This is a genomic window from Phycisphaerales bacterium AB-hyl4, assembly GCA_041821185.1.
GTDB classification, from domain to species: Bacteria; Planctomycetota; Phycisphaerae; order Phycisphaerales; family Phycisphaeraceae; genus Natronomicrosphaera; species Natronomicrosphaera hydrolytica.
Map to the genome: position 1 here is coordinate 25,765 of JBGUBD010000011.1, position 18,273 is coordinate 44,037.

General features: G+C 62.7%; 13 protein-coding genes and 1 rRNA gene. 5 read left to right on the forward strand and 9 right to left on the reverse strand.

Going from position 1 to position 18,273, the window contains the following annotated elements:
* Positions 1–120: 120 nt before the first annotated feature.
* Both ACERK3_15490 and lipB read right to left on the reverse strand, forming a co-directional pair.
* Positions 121–1,815, reverse strand: coding sequence for an LptF/LptG family permease (locus ACERK3_15490; protein ID MFA9479691.1), 1,695 nt, complete (start codon positions 1,813–1,815; stop codon positions 121–123).
* 159 nt (positions 1,816–1,974) lie between these two features.
* Positions 1,975–2,694, reverse strand: coding sequence for a lipoyl(octanoyl) transferase LipB (gene lipB, locus ACERK3_15495; GenBank protein ID MFA9479692.1), 720 nt, complete (start codon positions 2,692–2,694; stop codon positions 1,975–1,977).
* A gap of 62 nt (positions 2,695–2,756) precedes the next feature.
* Between lipB and lpxA the strand changes: the two genes are divergently transcribed.
* On the forward strand, positions 2,757–3,566 hold the full coding sequence (gene lpxA / locus ACERK3_15500) for an acyl-ACP--UDP-N-acetylglucosamine O-acyltransferase (GenBank protein ID MFA9479693.1): 810 nt from the start codon (positions 2,757–2,759) through the stop codon (positions 3,564–3,566).
* Here the strand turns inward: lpxA and ACERK3_15505 are convergent.
* Positions 3,520–5,040 (reverse strand): glycosyltransferase family 39 protein, encoded by a 1,521-nt coding sequence (locus ACERK3_15505; GenBank protein ID MFA9479694.1) that lies wholly within the window; start codon positions 5,038–5,040, stop codon positions 3,520–3,522. The genes lpxA and ACERK3_15505 overlap by 47 nt on opposite strands.
* Before the next feature lie 120 nt (positions 5,041–5,160).
* Positions 5,161–6,252 (reverse strand): sugar kinase, encoded by a 1,092-nt coding sequence (locus tag ACERK3_15510; GenBank protein MFA9479695.1) that lies wholly within the window; start codon positions 6,250–6,252, stop codon positions 5,161–5,163.
* Between the two features lie 877 nt (positions 6,253–7,129).
* Here ACERK3_15510 and ACERK3_15515 point away from each other — a divergent pair.
* The 3 genes from ACERK3_15515 to ACERK3_15525 all read left to right on the forward strand — a co-directional run bounded on the left by ACERK3_15515 (position 7,130) and on the right by ACERK3_15525 (position 11,456).
* Positions 7,130–8,640, forward strand: a 16S ribosomal RNA gene (locus tag ACERK3_15515).
* Between the two features lie 395 nt (positions 8,641–9,035).
* Positions 9,036–9,341, forward strand: a complete 306-nt coding sequence (locus tag ACERK3_15520; protein MFA9479696.1) for a hypothetical protein — start codon at positions 9,036–9,038, stop codon at positions 9,339–9,341.
* 69 nt (positions 9,342–9,410) lie between these two features.
* Complete coding sequence (locus tag ACERK3_15525) at positions 9,411–11,456, forward strand: alpha-amylase family glycosyl hydrolase (protein ID MFA9479697.1); 2,046 nt, start codon at positions 9,411–9,413, stop codon at positions 11,454–11,456.
* 76 nt (positions 11,457–11,532) lie between these two features.
* Here the strand turns inward: ACERK3_15525 and ACERK3_15530 are convergent, their stop codons facing one another.
* The 5 genes from ACERK3_15530 to ACERK3_15550 all read right to left on the reverse strand — a co-directional run bounded on the left by ACERK3_15530 (position 11,533) and on the right by ACERK3_15550 (position 17,251).
* Entirely contained in the window at positions 11,533–12,480 is a 948-nt protein-coding gene (locus tag ACERK3_15530; protein MFA9479698.1) for a YsnF/AvaK domain-containing protein, read from the reverse strand.
* 51 nt (positions 12,481–12,531) lie between these two features.
* On the reverse strand, positions 12,532–13,185 hold the full coding sequence (locus ACERK3_15535; protein MFA9479699.1) for a YsnF/AvaK domain-containing protein: 654 nt from the start codon (positions 13,183–13,185) through the stop codon (positions 12,532–12,534).
* Between the two features lie 313 nt (positions 13,186–13,498).
* Positions 13,499–14,332, reverse strand: a complete 834-nt coding sequence (locus ACERK3_15540) for a 2-C-methyl-D-erythritol 4-phosphate cytidylyltransferase (GenBank protein ID MFA9479700.1) — start codon at positions 14,330–14,332, stop codon at positions 13,499–13,501.
* An 83-nt stretch (positions 14,333–14,415) separates the two neighbouring features.
* Positions 14,416–16,299, reverse strand: coding sequence for a signal peptide peptidase SppA (sppA, locus tag ACERK3_15545; GenBank protein MFA9479701.1), 1,884 nt, complete (start codon positions 16,297–16,299; stop codon positions 14,416–14,418).
* Positions 16,300–16,603: 304 nt separating this feature from the next.
* On the reverse strand, positions 16,604–17,251 hold the full coding sequence (locus tag ACERK3_15550; GenBank protein MFA9479702.1) for a redoxin domain-containing protein: 648 nt from the start codon (positions 17,249–17,251) through the stop codon (positions 16,604–16,606).
* A 591-nt stretch (positions 17,252–17,842) separates the two neighbouring features.
* On the opposite strand from ACERK3_15550, the gene ACERK3_15555 reads away from it, so the two are divergent.
* Positions 17,843–18,118, forward strand: a complete 276-nt coding sequence (locus tag ACERK3_15555; protein ID MFA9479703.1) for a hypothetical protein — start codon at positions 17,843–17,845, stop codon at positions 18,116–18,118.
* Positions 18,119–18,273: the final 155 nt, after the last annotated feature.

Below are 18,273 nucleotides of genomic sequence, written 5' to 3' on the forward strand. Positions count from 1 at the left end.
GAGCGTCCCATAGCCCCCGGCGGAAGCCGGGGTTTGCATGCCGAGGTCGTACGCGCCCCTGCTTCCCACTCCAAACCAACCCCCGGCTTCCGCCGGGGGCTACTGGGGACGAGCGAAATCTCAGTTGCGTGCGAGTCGGCAGTAGACCCAGCCGGTGATGACCGCGAGGAGGACGTTGCCGCTCCAGAGCAGGCCGAGGCCCATGTAGAGGTAGGCGGGGCTCGGGCGGGAGGTGGCGACGTTTTCGCCGGCGTAAATCAGCAGGATCGTGATGATCGCGAGCAGGAAGCTCCAGAAGTAGACCACCAGCGTCATCTGCCCCTTGAGGTGGATGCTGAGCACCGAGCCGAGCACGGTGAGCAGCAGGCAGGCCACCGCCGAGGCGGCGCGGTCGTGGATGAGCGCGGTGATCTGGTACATCAGCCGAACGGTGCGGTTTTGCAGATTGTCCGAGGCGGTTTCGACGCCGGGCGCGTCACGGTAGCCGGGCTGGCGGGCGAGGTTGATCAGCGGTTCGAGGCCGATCTGTCGCGGGTCGTCTGCCAGTACGGGCTCGGGCCAGAGCAGGCGTGGCAGCGTCATGGCCGAGTGTTCCGTACTTCGGCCGCCCAGCCGGGCGTCGTACACGCGAACCTCGGTGAGCTCGACGCGCAGGTTCGGATCGCGCTCGGGCGAGATCTGCTCGACGCCGAGCGTGGCCTGCTGCGCTTCGTATCGGCGGGTGGGCGCCCACACGCCGCCGGGCTCGTAGGCGGGCGCGAACTCGACGGTGACTGGATCGTCGCCGTCGGCTCGCATGCGGATTGTCGTGCCGCCGGGCCGCACGTCGGGGGCGCGGAGGGCGAAGTACCCGCCGTAGCCGGTGGAGGCGAGGATGACGGTGTTGCCCGTGTGGTCGTTTTCGAGCGAGCTGCGGACCAGTTGGCGCAGTCGTTCACCCGAGAGAGCGTTGATGAGGCTGTCGCGCTCTTCGCGGACGCGGTCGTAGAGGGCGGGCTGCTGCTCGATCTGTCGCAGCTGCGGCAGGGAGAACATCTTCGGGCGATCGCGGAAGGGGTTGGGCAGCTTGAGCGGGCCGATGTTGACCGCCTCGTCTTCGCCGAGCGTACCGCGTGTCGGGTCGAAGTAGCGGGCGTCGCGCAGGGCGATCGTCGCCCAACTCTGGTCGGACTGATGGAAGAGGAGGATGTTGGCCCGCTGTGCGGTGATGTCCATGCGCAGTCGGCTGGCGTGGTCGAGCTGCCCCACCGCGACGCCGGCGAGCTCGATAAGGCGCGTCGGCTGGATGTCCGCTTCGGGCAACACGGGCGGCGGGCGCTCGCCGGCGCGGTCGGCGAAGACGACCAGATCGCGATCGGGAAAGCGGTCAAACGCCTTGCCGGAGTTCAGGTCGTTGACCAGCAGGGTGACGATGTCGTGCTCGATGGTCTGGCGAGCCTGGGCGTAGAAGTAGGGAATGACGTAGTTGGCGGTGAAAAACAGGCCCATCGTCATCGCGACGCCGAGGATGATCGGCGGCAGGAGCACCGAGCGGTAGCTGAGCCCGCTGGCGGAGCAGGCGAGCACTTCGTTGTCCGCCGCCATGCGGATAAACGTCAGCGTACTGGCAAACGCGGCCGCGAAGGGCAGGGCGAACACGATCATCGTCGGCGCGGAGAAGCCCACGAACCGCACCAGCGCCGCCGGGCTCAGCAACCCCTCCGACAACGGCTTGACCGCCGCGGCGAAGCTGATGACCGTCACCAGCACAGCCGTGGTGATCGCCAGCAGCTTCAACAGCTCAACGAGGATGTAACGGTACAACGTCCAGGGCATGGCAAGGTGGCCAGTTTATCTACTTACTGCCGAACACGCGGAGAAGTTTCGCGTTTCTGGCTTCGACGTTCGAGTTTCACGATTCTGGTTTCGAGTTTGTAGGGCAGGGCTTGCCCTGCCGTTGTCATGGCACGCGACCAAGGCAGGGCGAGCCCTGCCCTACTTTGGCGCGGTTGGCTCGATTGGCTCGGCAAGGTGGTGGTGGAAGGTTTGGGTCAGCGCGGCTTTGACTTCGGCCATGGGCGGTGTGGCGTCGGCGAGCAGTTGGTGGAGGCTGGTGACGGGTCGACCGACCAGGCCGCAGGGGACGATGGTGGCGAAGTGGTCGAGGTTGGCGGTGACGTTCAGGGCGAGGCCGTGCATGGTGACGTGCTTGCGGATGCGGACGCCGAGGGCGCAGATTTTGGCCTCCATGGGCGGGGGTGGGGCTTGGGGCTTGGGGGTTGTGGGGACCCATACGCCGGTGTCGCCGGGGACGCGGTGGGCGGCGATGTTGAAGCGAAGCAGCGTGTCGATGACAATCTGTTCGAGCAGCCGCATGTATCGGCTGAGATTCAGGTTGTATCGCTGAAGCGGGAGGATGGGGTAGGCGACCAGTTGCCCCGGGCCGTGGTAGGTGATGTCGCCGCCGCGGTCGGTTTCCTGCACGTCGATGCCCATGGCCGCCAGACGGTCGGGCGAGGCGAGCAGGTGCTCGCGGGCCGACTTTCGCCGACTTATCGTGATCACCGGATCATGTTCCAGCAGCAGCAACGTCGGGGGGGCGTCGCCCGCGATGACCGCCTCATTCAGCTCGCGCTGCAGCGAAAGCGCCTCGGCGTAGCTGATCTGCCCGAGGTCGCGCACCTGCATCGAAGTTGGACCGGCGTCGCATGTCATGAGCGAAACCCTATCATAGCTGCACAAATTGGCAGCCAGCCCCAGGCCCCCGGAGTGCACCCTTGCCCGACATCCACCCGACCGCTCATGTTGACCCACAGGCCCAACTCGCTGACGACGTGGTCGTCGGCCCAGGCTGCGTGCTCAACGGCGACGTCCGCCTCGGTGCGGGCACGCGCCTCGTCGCAGGCGTCTACATCCAGGGCCCGTTCATCGCAGGCGAACGCAACATCATCTACCCCGGCGCCTGCCTCGGCTATCCGGGGCAGGACCTCAAGTACAACCCCGACCACCCCGGCGCGGGCGTCCGCCTCGGCGATGACAACATCATCCGCGAACACGTCACCATCCACCGCGCCACCAACGACGACCACCCCACCACCATCGGCAACCACGCCTTCTTCATGGTCCACGCACACGTCGGCCACGACTGCCGCGTCGACGACCATGTCATGATCGTCAACGGCTCGATGCTCGGCGGACACGTCGAAGTCCACGACCACGCCATCATCTCAGGCAACGTCGGCGTCCACCAGTTCTCCCGCATCGGCCGCCTGACCATGATCGCAGGCAACACCGGCATCTCACACGACATCCCCCCCTTCTGCACCGTCTCACACCGCAAACGCGTCGGCGGACTCAACATCGTCGGCCTCCGACGGGCGGGCCTCCGCGAACACGTCGCGCCGCTCCGCGAAGCCTTCCGCATCTTCTACCGACAGGGTCACACCAAACCCGTCGCCATCGAAAAAATCGAGATGACAATCGCCGACGATCCGCTCGTCCGCGAGTTCGCCGACTTCATCAAAGCCAGCAAACGCGGCATCACGCCCTACGGCTACTGGCGGAAAGACGACCCGGAACTGCAGTAGTCGGCCGCGCTGCCCGCTCACCCTCAAGCCGATCCAGCGCCGCCGCCGTCCATGCCGCCACACCCCACACCGCCGCCACCACCGCCACCCCCGCGAACACCGCCACCAACGGTTCCACCGGATAGCGATAGCGGTAAAACCACGGAAACGTCACCGCGTAAGGCAACGCAAACACCGCCACCCACGCCACCATCAACCACACCCGCGCATCCCACCGCACGAGCAGCAGCCCCGCCAGCGCCAGCACCATGACCGCCCCCGGCAGCCGCCAGTTGCTCCAGAAAAACCCCGTCAACTTCCGCACGCTCAGCTCGGCCGTCAGCAGCGGATAGCTGAGCATGAACCGCTTGCTCTGCGCGGTGTACAGCGCGTCTCGCTGCGCTTCGTTCATCGTCGCATACTCAGGCGGCGCTTCCTGCTCCACCACCGCCCGGGCATGGGCCGTCAATTCAGCCCGAGCCTGCTCGTCACGACGCACGCGATCCAGCGCCTCCGCCAGCGACGCGGCACGCCAAGGCGGCGCGGCCGTCGGTGCGTCTGTAAACCGCACGCCCGGCCGATAGGTCTGCACCACCATCGGATTGCCCATGTGCACGATCTGCCCCAGCCCATTGCGCACCGGTACCAGCTCGCCGAACGTCGCGTAGTTCCGCAATGTCCAAGGCGACACCACCAGCACCGTCGCCGCCGCCAGCGCAAACGCCGGCCGCCACGCCCACCGACTGCGATCGCCATCGCCTCGCTCACCCGCTCGCCCCCCGCCCCACCCACGCCACAGCAACACCACCGCCGCCGCGGGCGCGAGCAGCTGCGTTCCCGCATACACCAGCGCCGTCACCCCCAGCAGCGCCCCCCACACCGCCGCCCGCCGAACGCTCGGCCGATCCATGCACCACAACCCCATCAACGCCGACAACGTCACCAGCAACCCCGCCGCCGCCGCGCTGCCGACCTGCCCCGTGCCCATCACATGCGAATGCGGCAGCAGCGTCAGCACCGCCGCCCCCGCCAGCCCCACCGTCGGCGTGAACAGCCGACGCCCCAGCACATACACCAGCACACACGTCGCCCGCACCGCGAGCACCTGCCCCACCATCACCACCAGCAACCCGCCTTCGCCCAGCAACCGCAGCCACAACGCCACCCACGCCGGATACAGCGGCGCTTGCCAGGCCGTCGCAAAATACTGCTCCGGGTCCCCCGTCTCGTGAGCAAACAACCACTGATGATTGCCAGGGAAGCTGAACCCATGCCCGCCTGCAAGTCCGCGGGCGATCCACTCCACCTCGTAGCCCCGCACGTACATCCACCGTCCGCTGAGCACCCATAGGTCTGCCAGCGTAGCCAGCGCCACCAGCACAACCACCCACGCCAACGGCGAGCGCGTCCACTTCGTCAACAACCCAATCATCAACACACCCCACAACGCCCACGCCGGGGGTTCTAGCGTGCGCAGCCGCGCCCGGTCAAGCATCACCCACGTTTAGCGCCCGCCCCGGAGGGCGCGCCACCGCTCCGCCCAACAAAAACCCCCGGCGATTCGCCGGGGGCTGTTCATGCAAGCATCACTTTGTCATCGCCACGACCGTGCGTTTCACCGCACGATGCGTGCACCGCCGCCGGCGGCGACGTGCTCGAGTTCTTTGAGCGTGATCTGGCTGGTGTCGCCGCGTGTGCTCTGCAGCAGTGCACCGTGGGCCGTGCCCAGGTTCACCGCTTCCTGCGGGCTCTTGCCAGCGAGGAACGCGTAGGCGAAGCCCGATGCGAAGCCGTCGCCGCCGCCGACGCGGTCTTCGAGGATCAGCCGTTCAAAGTCCGGGCCGTGATAGAACTTGTCGTCTTCCGCCCAGTACAGGATGGCGGACCAGTTGTTTTCGCTGGCCGAGACGACTTCGCGCAAGGTCGTGCCGATGACCTTGAGGTTCGGGTAGTCTTTCGCGACCTGGCGGACCATCTTTTTGTAGCTTTCGATGGGCAATTCTTTGAGGTTTTCGTCCGTGCCCTCGATCTCGTAGCCGAGCACTTTCTGGAAATCTTCCTCGTTGCCGATGAGGCAGTCGATGTACTGCACGAGAGGCTTCGTGGTCTTGATCGCTTCTTCGCTGGACCACAGCTTGCCGCGGAAGTTCAGGTCGTAGGAGACGATCGTGCCCGCATCGTGTGCGGCCTTGAGCGCCTCCGCCGCGACCTGGCGGGTCGAGTCGCTGAGGCAGGTGAAGATGCCGCCGGAGTGCAGCCAGCGAACGCCGCGGTCTTTGAACAGCTTTTTCCAGTCGACATCGCCGGGCTTCATCTTGCTTGTCGCCGAGTGGCCGCGGTCGTATAGCGTCACCGCCGACCGCGGGCCCACGCCCACCTCGGTGAAGTTCAGCCCGATGCGGGCGTCCCGGCCGACGCCGTCGTAAGGCAGCGTCACCACATGCTGCGTATCCAGATTCTGCGAATTGGCGTGGTTGAGGATGATCTTGCCCACCGGGTTGTCCACCAGCCCGCCGACCCACCCGGTCCGCAGCCCCAGCCGCGACAGCGCGTAGGCGACGTTGTACTCGCCCCCGCCGACCCACACCTCCATGAGGTTGGCGAACTCGATACGCCCCGCCCCAGGCGGGCTCAGACGCACCATGCACTCACCAAGCGACACCAGGTCCAGTTCACAGTCCGATGCATTGCGAATGTTCAGCGCCATCTTCCTACGGCCTCCTTCGGGCACAAGTTGTAAAAGGGGGAAATCGACCCGTCATTGTGCCGATTCGCCGCATCCCGTCAAAACGCCCCCGAAACCTTGCCACTCCTGACAAACCTTATTCCACCACCTTTCGGCACCGCCCCGCCCCGAATGTGGAAAACTTGTGAACCTCTCTAATTTTTTAGCGACCCTTCGCCCCCTGACAGCGTATTAATTTAACCTGCGTTTTAGTATTGGCTTAATAACCGCCGAACCTCCCGCAGACTCGTCTGACGGAGGTGAAAAGCGGGTAAAAGCAGGTGGATTCGAGCGGATTGCCGCCCCCCCGGCTTGACGGGAGAGCGGGGTCCAGATACATTGGCTCTTCGCGTTGAACGAGGGCCGTCCCAGACGGCAACTCACCCCCTGCAAAAAAATGTCGCGAAAGCGGCTCACAGGGTTGACACCGAAAATAAGGTGTCTACGATACGCGGCCCTCACAACGGCGGGCAACCGCAACGGAGTGAGGCCGGCCCGATAAGGCCGACCGGCGTTTTGTTTGAAGCCGGCTGATCTTTGACATGTGAACAGTTGGGAGCACGCGAGGATGTGCTCGCACTCCACCGTTTTCACAGATGGTGGGTGCGTAAAATCCACATCGCCGGTTTTCACAGCCCGGCGATTGGTTAGCATCCTTGTGAAGATTGGAATTGCCCAAATTAAACCAATCGATGGATGAGAGCCTACTAAAACTCCGTGGATCTTAGCCGACCACGGAGGCGGCCATGAAAGCAGCTTGCTGTTTTGATGGTCGTGACCGGCCTCGACGTAAGTCGAGGTAACAGGTCAACCTTCTATTGAAAGAGACGGGTCGCTTGCGGCCCGAATCACCAATACTCAATTGAAGAGTTTGATCCTGGCTCAGATTGAACGCTGGCGGCATGGTTAAAGCATGCAAGTCGAACGCGAAACTGGCTTCGGCCAGGAGTAGAGTGGCGAACGGGCGAGTAATGCGTTTCTAACGTGCCCCGAGGCCAGGGATAGCCCAGGGAAACCTGGATTAATACCTGATGATCCCACTAAGCCGCATGGCTCTGTGGGCAAAGTTCCGGCGCCTTGGGATCGGGAAACGTCCTATCAGCTTGTTGGTAAGGTAACGGCTTACCAAGGCTAAGACGGGTAGCGGGTGTGAGAGCATGACCCGCCGCATCGGGACTGAGACACTGCCCGGACTCCTACGGGAGGCTGCAGCAACGAATATTCCCCAATGAGCGAAAGCTTGAGGGAGCAATGCCGCGTGAAGGATGAAGCTCCTCGGAGTGTAAACTTCTGTCAGGAACTAGAAAGATATGATCGGTTCCAAAGGAAGGGCCGGCTAACTTCGTGCCAGCAGCCGCGGTAATACGAAGGGCCCGAGCGTTAATCGGAATCACTGGGCTTAAAGGGTGCGCAGGCGGACCTGTAAGTGTCTTGTGAAATCCCACGGCTCAACCGTGGAATTGCTTGGCAAACTACAGGTCTTGAGCCCGACAGAGGTCGTCGGAACGCTAGGTGGAGCGGTGAAATGCGTAGATATCTAGCGGAACGCCAAAGGTGAAGACAGGCGACTGGGTCGGCGCTGACGCTCAGGCACGAAAGCATGGGTAGCGAACGGGATTAGATACCCCGGTAGTCCATGCCCTAAACGATGTGTGCTAGGTCGAGGAGGTTTTGACGCCATCTCGGCCGCAGCGAAAGCATTAAGCACACCGCCTGGGGAGTACGGTCGCAAGGCTAAAACTCAAAGGAATTGACGGGGGCTCACACAAGCGGTGGAGCATGTGGCTTAATTCGAAGCAACGCGAAGAACCTTATCCAGGGCTTGACATGTACGGATTAGCTTCCCGAAAAGGAAGTGACGCGCTTGCGTGGAACGTACACAGGTGCTGCATGGCTGTCGTCAGCTCGTGCTGTGAAGTGTCGGGTTAAGTCCCTTAACGAGCGAAACCCTTGCCGTTAGTTGCTAACAGGTTATGCTGAGGACTCTAACGGGACTGCCGGTGTCAAACCGGAGGAAGGTGGGGACGACGTCAAGTCATCATGGCCTTTATGCCCTGGGCTGCACACGTGCTACAATGGTACGGACAAAGCGAAGCGATACCGTAAGGTGGAGCAAATCGCAAAAACCGTGCCCCAGTTCGGATTGTGGTCTGCAACTCGACCACATGAAGGTGGAATCGCTAGTAATCGCGGATCAGCAATGCCGCGGTGAATGTGTTCCTGAGCCTTGTACACACCGCCCGTCACGTCATGGAAGCCGGGAGCACCCGAAGTCGCCACGATTCAGTGGTGCCGACGGTGAGCTCGGTGACTGGGACGAAGTCGTAACAAGGTAGCCGTAGGGGAACCTGCGGCTGGATCACCTCCTTTCTAAGGGATTACTTAGAACACGTAACGCCGGATCGTTTTCACGAACGAATTAACCCCGGTCAGGAGAGAGATCTCTAACGTGTCCGTCAACACAACCTCGTGCCCAACGTTGAATCTTCCATTAAGAGCCAAGGGCGGCTTGGAAAATTTAGCACCGGGTAATAACGGCGTGGTAACACGGCGTGAAGTGCTCACAACCCAACTGTTCACATGTCAACGATCACCGGCTGATCATGACTTTACGAAAGCCCCATGCACACGCATGGGGCTTTTTTATTTGATCAACGCGACTCCCAGCTTCATGTAATTCCCGTTGACGCGACACAACCAACGCGTCTACTATGCCTTTCGCCAACTGCAAACACTCCTTTGCCAAACGAAACGAGCCGTTCTACATGAGTCAACGCGATTCCGATTCGTCCAGACAGACGCCGCAGACCGACTGGTCCAGACGCGGCGCACAGATCCTCGCCGTCGTCGCCATCCTTGTGCTCATCTTTGTCGGCTGGAACCTCGGCCAGTCCGGGCCCACTCCCCAACGCCACGACAATACCGGCCACGAAGCCTCCACCTTTCCCGGGGGCGAAACACCCGAACCCTACTACCACGACGAAGAAAACAATCGCTACTGGCACGAAACCGCCCCCGGCCACGGCCACTGGCACCAGGGCCCCCCGCCCCCCGAGCAGATGCGCGACTGACCATTGCCGCTTTCCTCGCTCGCTGTCGCCTTTTTCCCAACCTTTCACGTTTCTCCCAAGGGGCCATCTTTGTCACGCACCACCAAGCGCAAACTCGCCGGCACCGGCCTCGCCGACCGCGATCCCTGGCTGGAGCCGCATCGCGAAAAGCTCCACCAACGCTATCAACACCTCCAGCGCCGCCTCGAACAGCTCGGCGGGATGAACAATATCCGCGACGAAGTCAGCAAGGGTCATACCTACTTCGGCCTCAACCGCGGCGAGCATGAAGGCAAGCCCGGCGTCTGGTATCGCGAGTGGGCGCCCGGCGCACAACATCTCGCCCTCATCGGCGATTTCAACAACTGGGACCGCGACGCCAACCCGATGCAGCGCGACGAATACGGCGTCTGGCATCTTTTTCTGCCTGACAGCGAATACGCTGACCGCCTCACCCACGAAAGCCTGCTCAAGGTCCACGTCGTCTCCGAGGCCGGCGAGCACGACCGCATCCCCGCCTACGTCCGCCGTGTCATCCAGGACCCCGAAACGCACGGCTTCACCGCCCAATACTGGCAACCGCCCACCCCCTACCGCTTCAAAAACAAAACCCCCAAGCTCGACGCCGGCCTGCGCATCTACGAAGCACATATCGGCATGGCCACCGAAGAATCACGCGTCGGCTCGTTCAACGAATTCACAGAAAACGTCCTGCCCCGCATCGCCAACCTCGGCTACAACGCCATCCAGCTCATGGCGATCCAGGAGCACCCCTACTACGGCTCGTTCGGCTACCACGTCTCCAGCTTCTTCGCGGTCTCGTCACGATTCGGCACGCCAGACGACCTGAAAAAACTCATCGACACCGCACACGGCCTTGGCATCCGCGTCCTGCTCGACGTCGTCCATTCCCACGCCGTCAAAAACATCAACGAAGGGCTCAACCGCTTCGACGGCACGGACCACCAGTATTTCCACGGCGGGCCGCGCGGTGAACACCCCGCATGGGACTCCAAGCTCTTCGACTACAACAAGTACGAAGTCAATCGATTCCTCCTTTCCAACGTCCGCTACTGGCTCGACGAATTCAAGTTCGATGGCTTCCGCTTCGACGGCGTCACGAGCATGATTTACCTCGACCACGGCCTCGGCGCTGACTTCAACAGCTACGACGACTACTTCGGCGACAACATCGACGACGACGCTGTCGCTTACCTCCAGATCGCCAACCAGCTCGCCCAGAAGCTGCGCCCCGACGTCATCACCATCTCTGAAGACGTCTCCGGCATGGTGGGCATGGCTCGCCCCGTCAAAGAAGGCGGCCTCGGCTTCGACTACCGCCTGGCCATGGGCGTGCCCGACAACTGGATCAAGCTGCTGAAAGAAAAGCAGGATGAGGACTGGAATCTCAACCAGATTTACCACATCCTCATGAACCGCCGACACGACGAAAAACACGTCGGCTACGCGGAAAGTCATGACCAGGCACTCGTCGGCGACAAGACGATCGCCTTCTGGCTCATGGACAAAGAGATGTACTGGCATATGGGCAAGGCCAGCGACAACATCGTCATCGACCGCGGCATCGCGCTGCACAAGATCATCCGCTTGCTGAGCTTTTCCCTCGCCGGCGAAGCCTGGCTGAATTTCATCGGCAACGAGTTCGGCCACCCCGAGTGGGTCGACTTCCCCCGCGAAGGCAACGGCTTTTCCTACCAGCATGCCCGCCGGCAGTGGTCGCTCGCGGACAATGAAGAGCTGCGCTATAGCGACCTCAACGAATTCGATCGTGCGATGCAGCAGCTCGACAAGCAGTTCGCCATCCTGCCTGACAAGTTCATCGAACAGCTCGCTGTCAACGAAGACGACAAAGTCCTCATTTATCGTCGCGGCCCGCTGGTGTTCGCGGTGAATCTGCATCCGACGCGGTCGTACACAGACTACCGCATCCCCGTGCCCGACTCGGCCGACTACAAGCTCGTGCTCGACACGGATGCGTCAGCCTTCGGCGGCCATGCTCGCCTCCAAGCCGACGCGGTCTATCCGAAGCAGGACGTCGAGATGTTCGGCCGATCGCAGTCGGTCCAACTCTATCTGCCGACCCGCACCGCCCAGGTGATCGCCCCGGTGACCTGAGGATCGTCCCTCCCAAAAAAAGAAGCCCACGGATTCAAGCCGTGGGCTTCGTCGTTCACACACACGATCAATCACATCACGCCGCGCGCGATCGCTCGTAGGCCTGGCGTACCTTGTCGCGGTCGCGCGACCAGTCGCCGATGTTGCGACGCTCGAACGCTTCGCGGGCTTCCGGCTCAATTGTCTCAAACGCTCGGCCGCTGTAACGCGTATCGTTCGCCAGTTCCTTGCCGAACTGATACGCCTGGTCCGACGCGCCCTCGCCGACCCCACCGCCTTCGATTTCCGCCTCAGTTCGGCGGACCGTGTCCTCCACCGTCTCCGTGTGCTTCTTCTTATCTTTGTCCAGCACGATCTCCTCACGCGTGCGAGCTTCCTTTTCGACCACGGGCTCTTCGCGCGTTTCTTCCGCTTCGATCGTTCGTTCGCGGAACGCATCTTTACCAGCCGGCTTGTCCACCTCCCGGCGATGCACGTCGACATTCTCGTCCGTCAACTCCACATCCTTCTGCACCGGATGCTCCGTCACACGCGTGTAGACGCGCACACCACCCTTGGTCACGCGACGCTTGCCCACGCGAAGCTCTTCCTCGGGCAGCGGCACGCTCTGTTCGCCCTGCTCCTTGCTCTGCTGTTTGTGTTTGCCCGTCTGTTGTTGACCCTGTCCGGACGGCGGCGAGCCGGCCCAGCCTTCCTGACGCCAACGCTCCGCTTCAACATCCACATCCATCGGCCGATGGCGTTCGATAATGTCCACCGCGGCCTGTTCGCGGTCTTCGCTCGTATTCACTGACACGATCGTCCCGCCTCGCCGCGAGCCTTCCTCGTAATAGGAGGCTTCCTCCATGCCGAGCATTTCCTTGACCTGGTCCCAGAAGCTCGGCTCTTCCGCCGCTCGGCCCGCTTCGCCGCCTTGCTGCGACAGCGTCACTTCGCTGCGGTCAAAGCCGGCCTGCAACAATTCGTCGCGCACGGTCCGGGCACGGTCGGCCGAGTCAAACAATCCAATAATGTTAATCGCCATGGTCTTCTGCTCCCGCTCGACAGCGCCAGAGCGCCGCCGGGCCGTTCGGGGTTAATGGTCGTGTTCCGGACGCGAGGCCGACCGTTCGCCGTCGCCGGGCGATCGCTCGCCCCGGTCGTCCTCGCGATGTACATGCGCCTGTTCGCGGCGCAACGTCACCTCCTGCGGCTGGTGTGACTGCGTCTGCTCGCGGATCAAACGAACCTCTTCGCGCAGCATCAGTTTCTTGTTCACTTCCACCACTTCTTCCACCACCGGCACGATCAACACGCCTTCCTCTTCCCGCACGCTCGGCGGGCTTTCCACCTCGCGATTGATCGGCACACGTTCAACGCGCACCACATCCTGTCGTAGCGGTACGTCCACCGTTTCTTCCCGCTCCTCCACACTCACATGCACGCGAACCTTGCCCTCGACCCGCCGTTTGCCGACGTGTAGCCGTTCCTCTGCCAGTTCGATGCGCTGCTGATCGCGTTCGCCGTGCGGTTCGCCTGCCAACGTTGACGATGGCTCGTCCGCCATGCCCAATCGGTACGTGCCGTCCGCCTGCCGACGAAGCTCGTGCGGGTGCACACTCAACTGCCCGCCGCGGTCGAGTCGCACCATCACCCGATCGTCAGCCGGCCGCTGGCCGACGTGCTCGGCGACGATGCGCCCTCGCATGTTGCCTCGGCCGACCACGATAATGGGATCATGCTGCGTCATGGCAGTTCACCTGAAGACGTCAAACAACCTGATGGCTGCTTTGAGAAGTCTAGGACAACGCCACCACCCGAAGGTTTCACCTTTCGCCGTGGTATGGCTGGTTTTGGACCGGGTGAACACCCCACCCGCGATGGGGTTTTCCAAATCAATTGCAGACATGGACGCTAACTCGACAACGCGTTTCACACTTGCAACATTTAGCCGCGGTGCTCGCACCGCGTTCTTCGGCTCTGTGGACCAAACGCGCGGGCCAAGGCCCGCGGCTAAATGAGGGGGCGGGATCAAAGCCGCGTTGTCGTGCTAAACGTCGTGCTTACCCGCGCAGCGCCCGTCGGCTGCGCTCCGCCTGTTCGTCGGCGTCACGCCTGGCAATGATCGCTTCGAACAGCGGCACGTCTTCCCGCCGCGTCAGCTTCATGTTGCCGGCGTCGCCCTCGACGACGTACACCCGCTCGCCCAATGCTTCGACGAGGCTCGCGTCGTCCGTCACGCCGGCCGGGTCGAGCTTGCCGTCGATGATCGGCGCGTAGGCCCGCCGGAGGAGGTCGACCGTAAAAACCTGCGGCGTCTGCACCGCGACAAGCCCCGCCCGTGGCACGGTCTCAACGACCTGTTGCAAGGTGGGCTGCGTCGGCTTGCCAACATCGCCGAAGATCGCGTCCAACGGGTCGGCCTCCGGCTCGTCATCGACCGCCGCCGCCTCAACACGCTTGAGCGTGCTCGTCACCGCCAGCCCCGGCACGACGGCGTCATGCTTCGCCGCGGCGGTGAAGATGCGATCAATCAGCGCATCGCTGGCCATCGGCCGAGCCGCGTCGTGCACCGCAACATGCGTGCAATGGGCCGGCACTTCCGCCAGCGCTTTCGTGACCGTCTCCCACCGCTCGACCGTGCCGCCGGGCACGATCCGCACGCCATGAAACCGCAGCGTATCGCCCCACCGCGCTGTGAACGCGTCCACCTTGTCTGGTGCGACCGCCAGCAACACGTCACTGACCTCGTCCCGTCGCAGGAACAGGTCGATCGACCGCAAGAACACCGGCTTACCCGCCAATTCCAGCTCGACCTTCGAAGCTTGCCCGGCCTGCGTGTCGTCGTTAAACCGTCGGCCCGCCCCCGCGGCCGGAAGTATGACTGCCGTTTTCATGGAGACTCCATCTCGGACAACGTTGGCTGTACCGCGCGGCGGCGGAAGCGGCGCGCTGCGTCACTGATTTTCGCTGAAGGATTTTAACGAATGATGATGACGTAGGGCATCAGCGTCACCGCCGGCTCGTCGCGCAACAGCATGAGCCCCTGCATCACCGACTGCACCGAGCCCCACGCCTCGGGGCCGAGCAGTTGCTGGCCGAGTCGCATTAGCGCGGCCTGCTGCGTCGGCGCGGTCACGCCGAACAGATCGTCGATGAACTGGCCAAGGCTCATCGGCGGCGGCAGGTGAATGATGTCGTACTGCCCTTCGTCGAGCCCGGCCCGTTGCGCAGCGGCGGCGATGGCGTCGCCGAGCCCGCCAAGCTCGTCAGCCAGGCCGTTGTCGACCGACTGTCGACCCGTGAACAGCCGACCTTCCGCGACCGCTTCGACGTCGGCCAGGCGATCGCCCCGGCCGATCTCAACGCGGTCGATGAACTGATCGTAGATCCGCTCCAGCCCCGATCGCACCGCGTCGCGCTGCTCATCGGTAAACGGCTCGACACTATTGAACATGTCCGCCAACGGCCCGCGACTGCGGCGGTGCACGTCCAGCCCCACTTTTTCATAGAGATCGCCGAGCACGATCTTGCCGCCGACCACACCGATCGAGCCGAGGATTGATTGCGGCGCAACGTATACCTCGTCCGCACCGGCGGCGATGTAGTAACCGCCCGACGCGGCGAGACCGTCGATGCTGGCGAACACAGGCTTATGCTCGGCCAGGTCGCGCATCGCCTGCCAGATCACCTCGCTGGCCAGCGCCGAGCCGCCGGGCGAGTTGATGTGCACCACGGCCGCCTTAATGTCGTCGTTGTCTCGAATTTCGCCAAGTGTTTTGACAATCGTTCGGCTACCGATCGCGTCAGAGCTGAACAGGCCGCTGCCATAGCTCGACTCGCCGCTGGTCACCGGGCCCACGGCTCGCACGACGGCGATCGCGTCGCGACGCGTCGTTGGCCGACGCTCTTGAAGCAACATGCGGAAGAACGCGAACGGGTTGTCTGCCTGTCGCGACGTCTGCGACCGCCGACCCATGAGGTCGTCGTAAGCGAACTGCTCGCCGAACTGCGCTTCGGTGACGTCGAGCAGGTCGCGGTCGGTCAGGCGGTCAACCACGCCGCGTTCGACGTAGTCGCGGTCGGACAGCGCCCACGAGTCACGGAGGATCGCTTCGACCTCATCGCGATCCAACTCGCGGCCGGTCGCGATGCGATCAAGCAACTGGTCGTAAAGGTCGTCGAGCAGCGAACTGATGTTTTCATCCCACGCTTCACTGGGCGCCTGGCGGGTGAGCGGCTCGTCCGCGCCTTTGAACTGGCCGACCTGCATCACGTCGGCCTTGACGCCGACCTTGTCCAGCAGGCCGGCGAGGTAGATCTCTTCCATCGACAGGCCGGACAACTCGACCGCGCCGCGATGCTGCAACAACACCATGTCCGCCTGCGCAGCGAGCAGGTAGTCGAGCATCGTGTAGGACTCGGCAAAGGTGAGCACCTGCTTACCCGCTTCACGCACGCGACGAATGCCCTGGCTGATCGCATTGATCTGCGTCAGCGACAGTTCGGGGCGGTCGAAGTAGATCACCAGTCCCTGGTAGTTGTCTTGCGTGGTGACGCGTTCGAGTTGACGAAGCACGCGTTGGAGCGATGGGCCTGCTTCATCTTCGCCAACCCAGGCGAATGGCGGCGGGCCGTCACGCAGTTGGCCGGACAGTTCCAGCCAGCCGACCAGTTCTCGACTTTGCACTGCCTCGGGCGCTTCGTCGGGCGCTGCCTCAGGCACGGCGTCCGGTGCAGGTGCGTCGGGAGCGTCGTCGGCAAACGTCGGCGTAAACGCGAGCAGGCACAAGGCGAGCCATGCCAATGAACCGGACAGACGGCGGACGCTCGGGCGTGGGTAGGCAAAGTGGTATGTCATCATGTTCGCAATCCCATGGTGCTTGCGGGCGAAATTGGTCCGGCAGGTCAACGGTTGTACAGCCGACGGAAGCTCATACAAGCATAAGCGCGACGGCATGATCTGTCGCGTGTTTTATTGTGACGAGTGCGCTCCCACCTGCGTGCGGGAGAGCGAGGAAGAGCGCGGTGCGAGCACCGCGGCTAAATGTTGCACGTCTCAATCCGTGTTGCCGTCATAGGGCGGCGCATAAAACAGGGCCCGCGACGTGTGTCGCGGGCCCTGAGTCAATGTGTCATGCTTTGCGATCAAGCGGCATCGCTGCGTGTCAGCGACTCACGCGCTTGATGCTGCAACCTCGGCTGACCGTATCGGTCACTTCGATTTCTTCGCCGGCGAGCAGTGCGTCGAGGGCATCGACGAGATACTGATCTTCACCCTGGCCGACGTCGGCGAGGGCGACGGGGGTGGTTTCGGGGTGGCCCTTGTAGCGAAGGGTCTGCTCTTCATCGATGATGAAGATGTGCGGCGTCGTGCGAGCGCCGTAGATGTCAGCGATTTCGTTACCTTCATCCTTGAGCGTGGGGTAAGGCACGTCCCATTGTTCGACGTACTCGCGGATGGCTTCGACCGGCTCGGTGTGGTTGGAGTTGATGCTGAGGAAGACGATGCGCTGATTGCCTTCGTCATCGGTGTGCGACTGGTAGTCGCGGTAGATGCCCGACAGGATCGTCTGATACTGGTCAATCTCCCACGGGCATTCGATGCCCTGCCAATGAAGCACGACGATCTGCCCTTCGTAGTCGCTGAGGCTGTGATGTTCGCCGTCGAGGTCAGGCAGTTCGAATTGCGGTGCGCTTTCGCCGACGACGGCCTTGGGTCCGTCTTCCGCGAAGGCGGGCGCTGCGCTGAAGGCCAGCGCGGTTGCTGCTGCGATTGCTGTGAGGCCTGTCCATGTCTTGGTCTTGCTTAGCATTGCCGAGATCTCCTTGGCTGCATGGCTGCCGAAGCAACCTTGTTCTGAAATCGTCGACCGTAACAATACGGCCGACATCAACACGAGAGTGGTGGGAACGCCCCGCCTGTCTGTAATGGCCAACCCGCGCCCGCCGAGCGTTATTCCGGACTTTGCGTGATTACGTTCCCCGTTGAGAATCTCTATGGTATCGCGCTCGGCCGCATGGGCCGACATAAAAGTACGCCGTGAGCAGGCCTGTCGGATGATGCTTTGGGCGGATTGGGGTGACAATGGGCGTTTTTCTCCATAGTGATCATTGACGTCGATGTGCCGGGCGCGGTTGTTTGTCAGGGGGATGTTTGCAGACTTATTCCTTAATACCGGCGATTAGTCCGACTTTTTATAAATCGGCCGAACCTCCTCGACTCGTATGGGTATGGGTTGAACAAGGGCGGCTGAAACTCGGAGCGGTGCGGCGGGGAGTGTTCGCGTATGAAGCCCACCGCTTCTGGCAGTGCCATGATTCGGCCGTCGAATTTGAGGGTAGGCCCGGGATTTCGAAGCCGCGTGGGTTTCGAATGACTCGGGCGGTGATCGCAAGGAGTGTTGATGATGAAGGTTAGCAAACTATTCGCGGGTGGCGCCGTAGCCATGTTGTTCGGCGCAGCCGGGGCTTTGTCTGGCTGCGACGAGGGCATGGGCGAGCCGGATCTGCCGCCGCCGCCAGCGGTTGAAGAGCAGAACGGGGCTCAAGATCCCGATCCGCTCGGCGCACCGCCCGCGGAAGAGCCGGCGACGCAGGATCAGGGCATGAACGATCAGCCCGCTCTGCCGGACCCCGAAGAGGGTGACGACGGTGACAACGCTGGTGGCGGCGCCTACTGAGGCCCGTCGATGAATGGACGTCTGTCGGGCCTGTCGCACGGGGCTCGGCGTTGACGGGCCACGTCGGTCGCTGGGCATTTTGCTTGCTTAGGCCGGTTGACGAACCTATGGTCCAACATGCCCGGCGTGCAGAGGGGTCGCCAGTGCGATGTCTC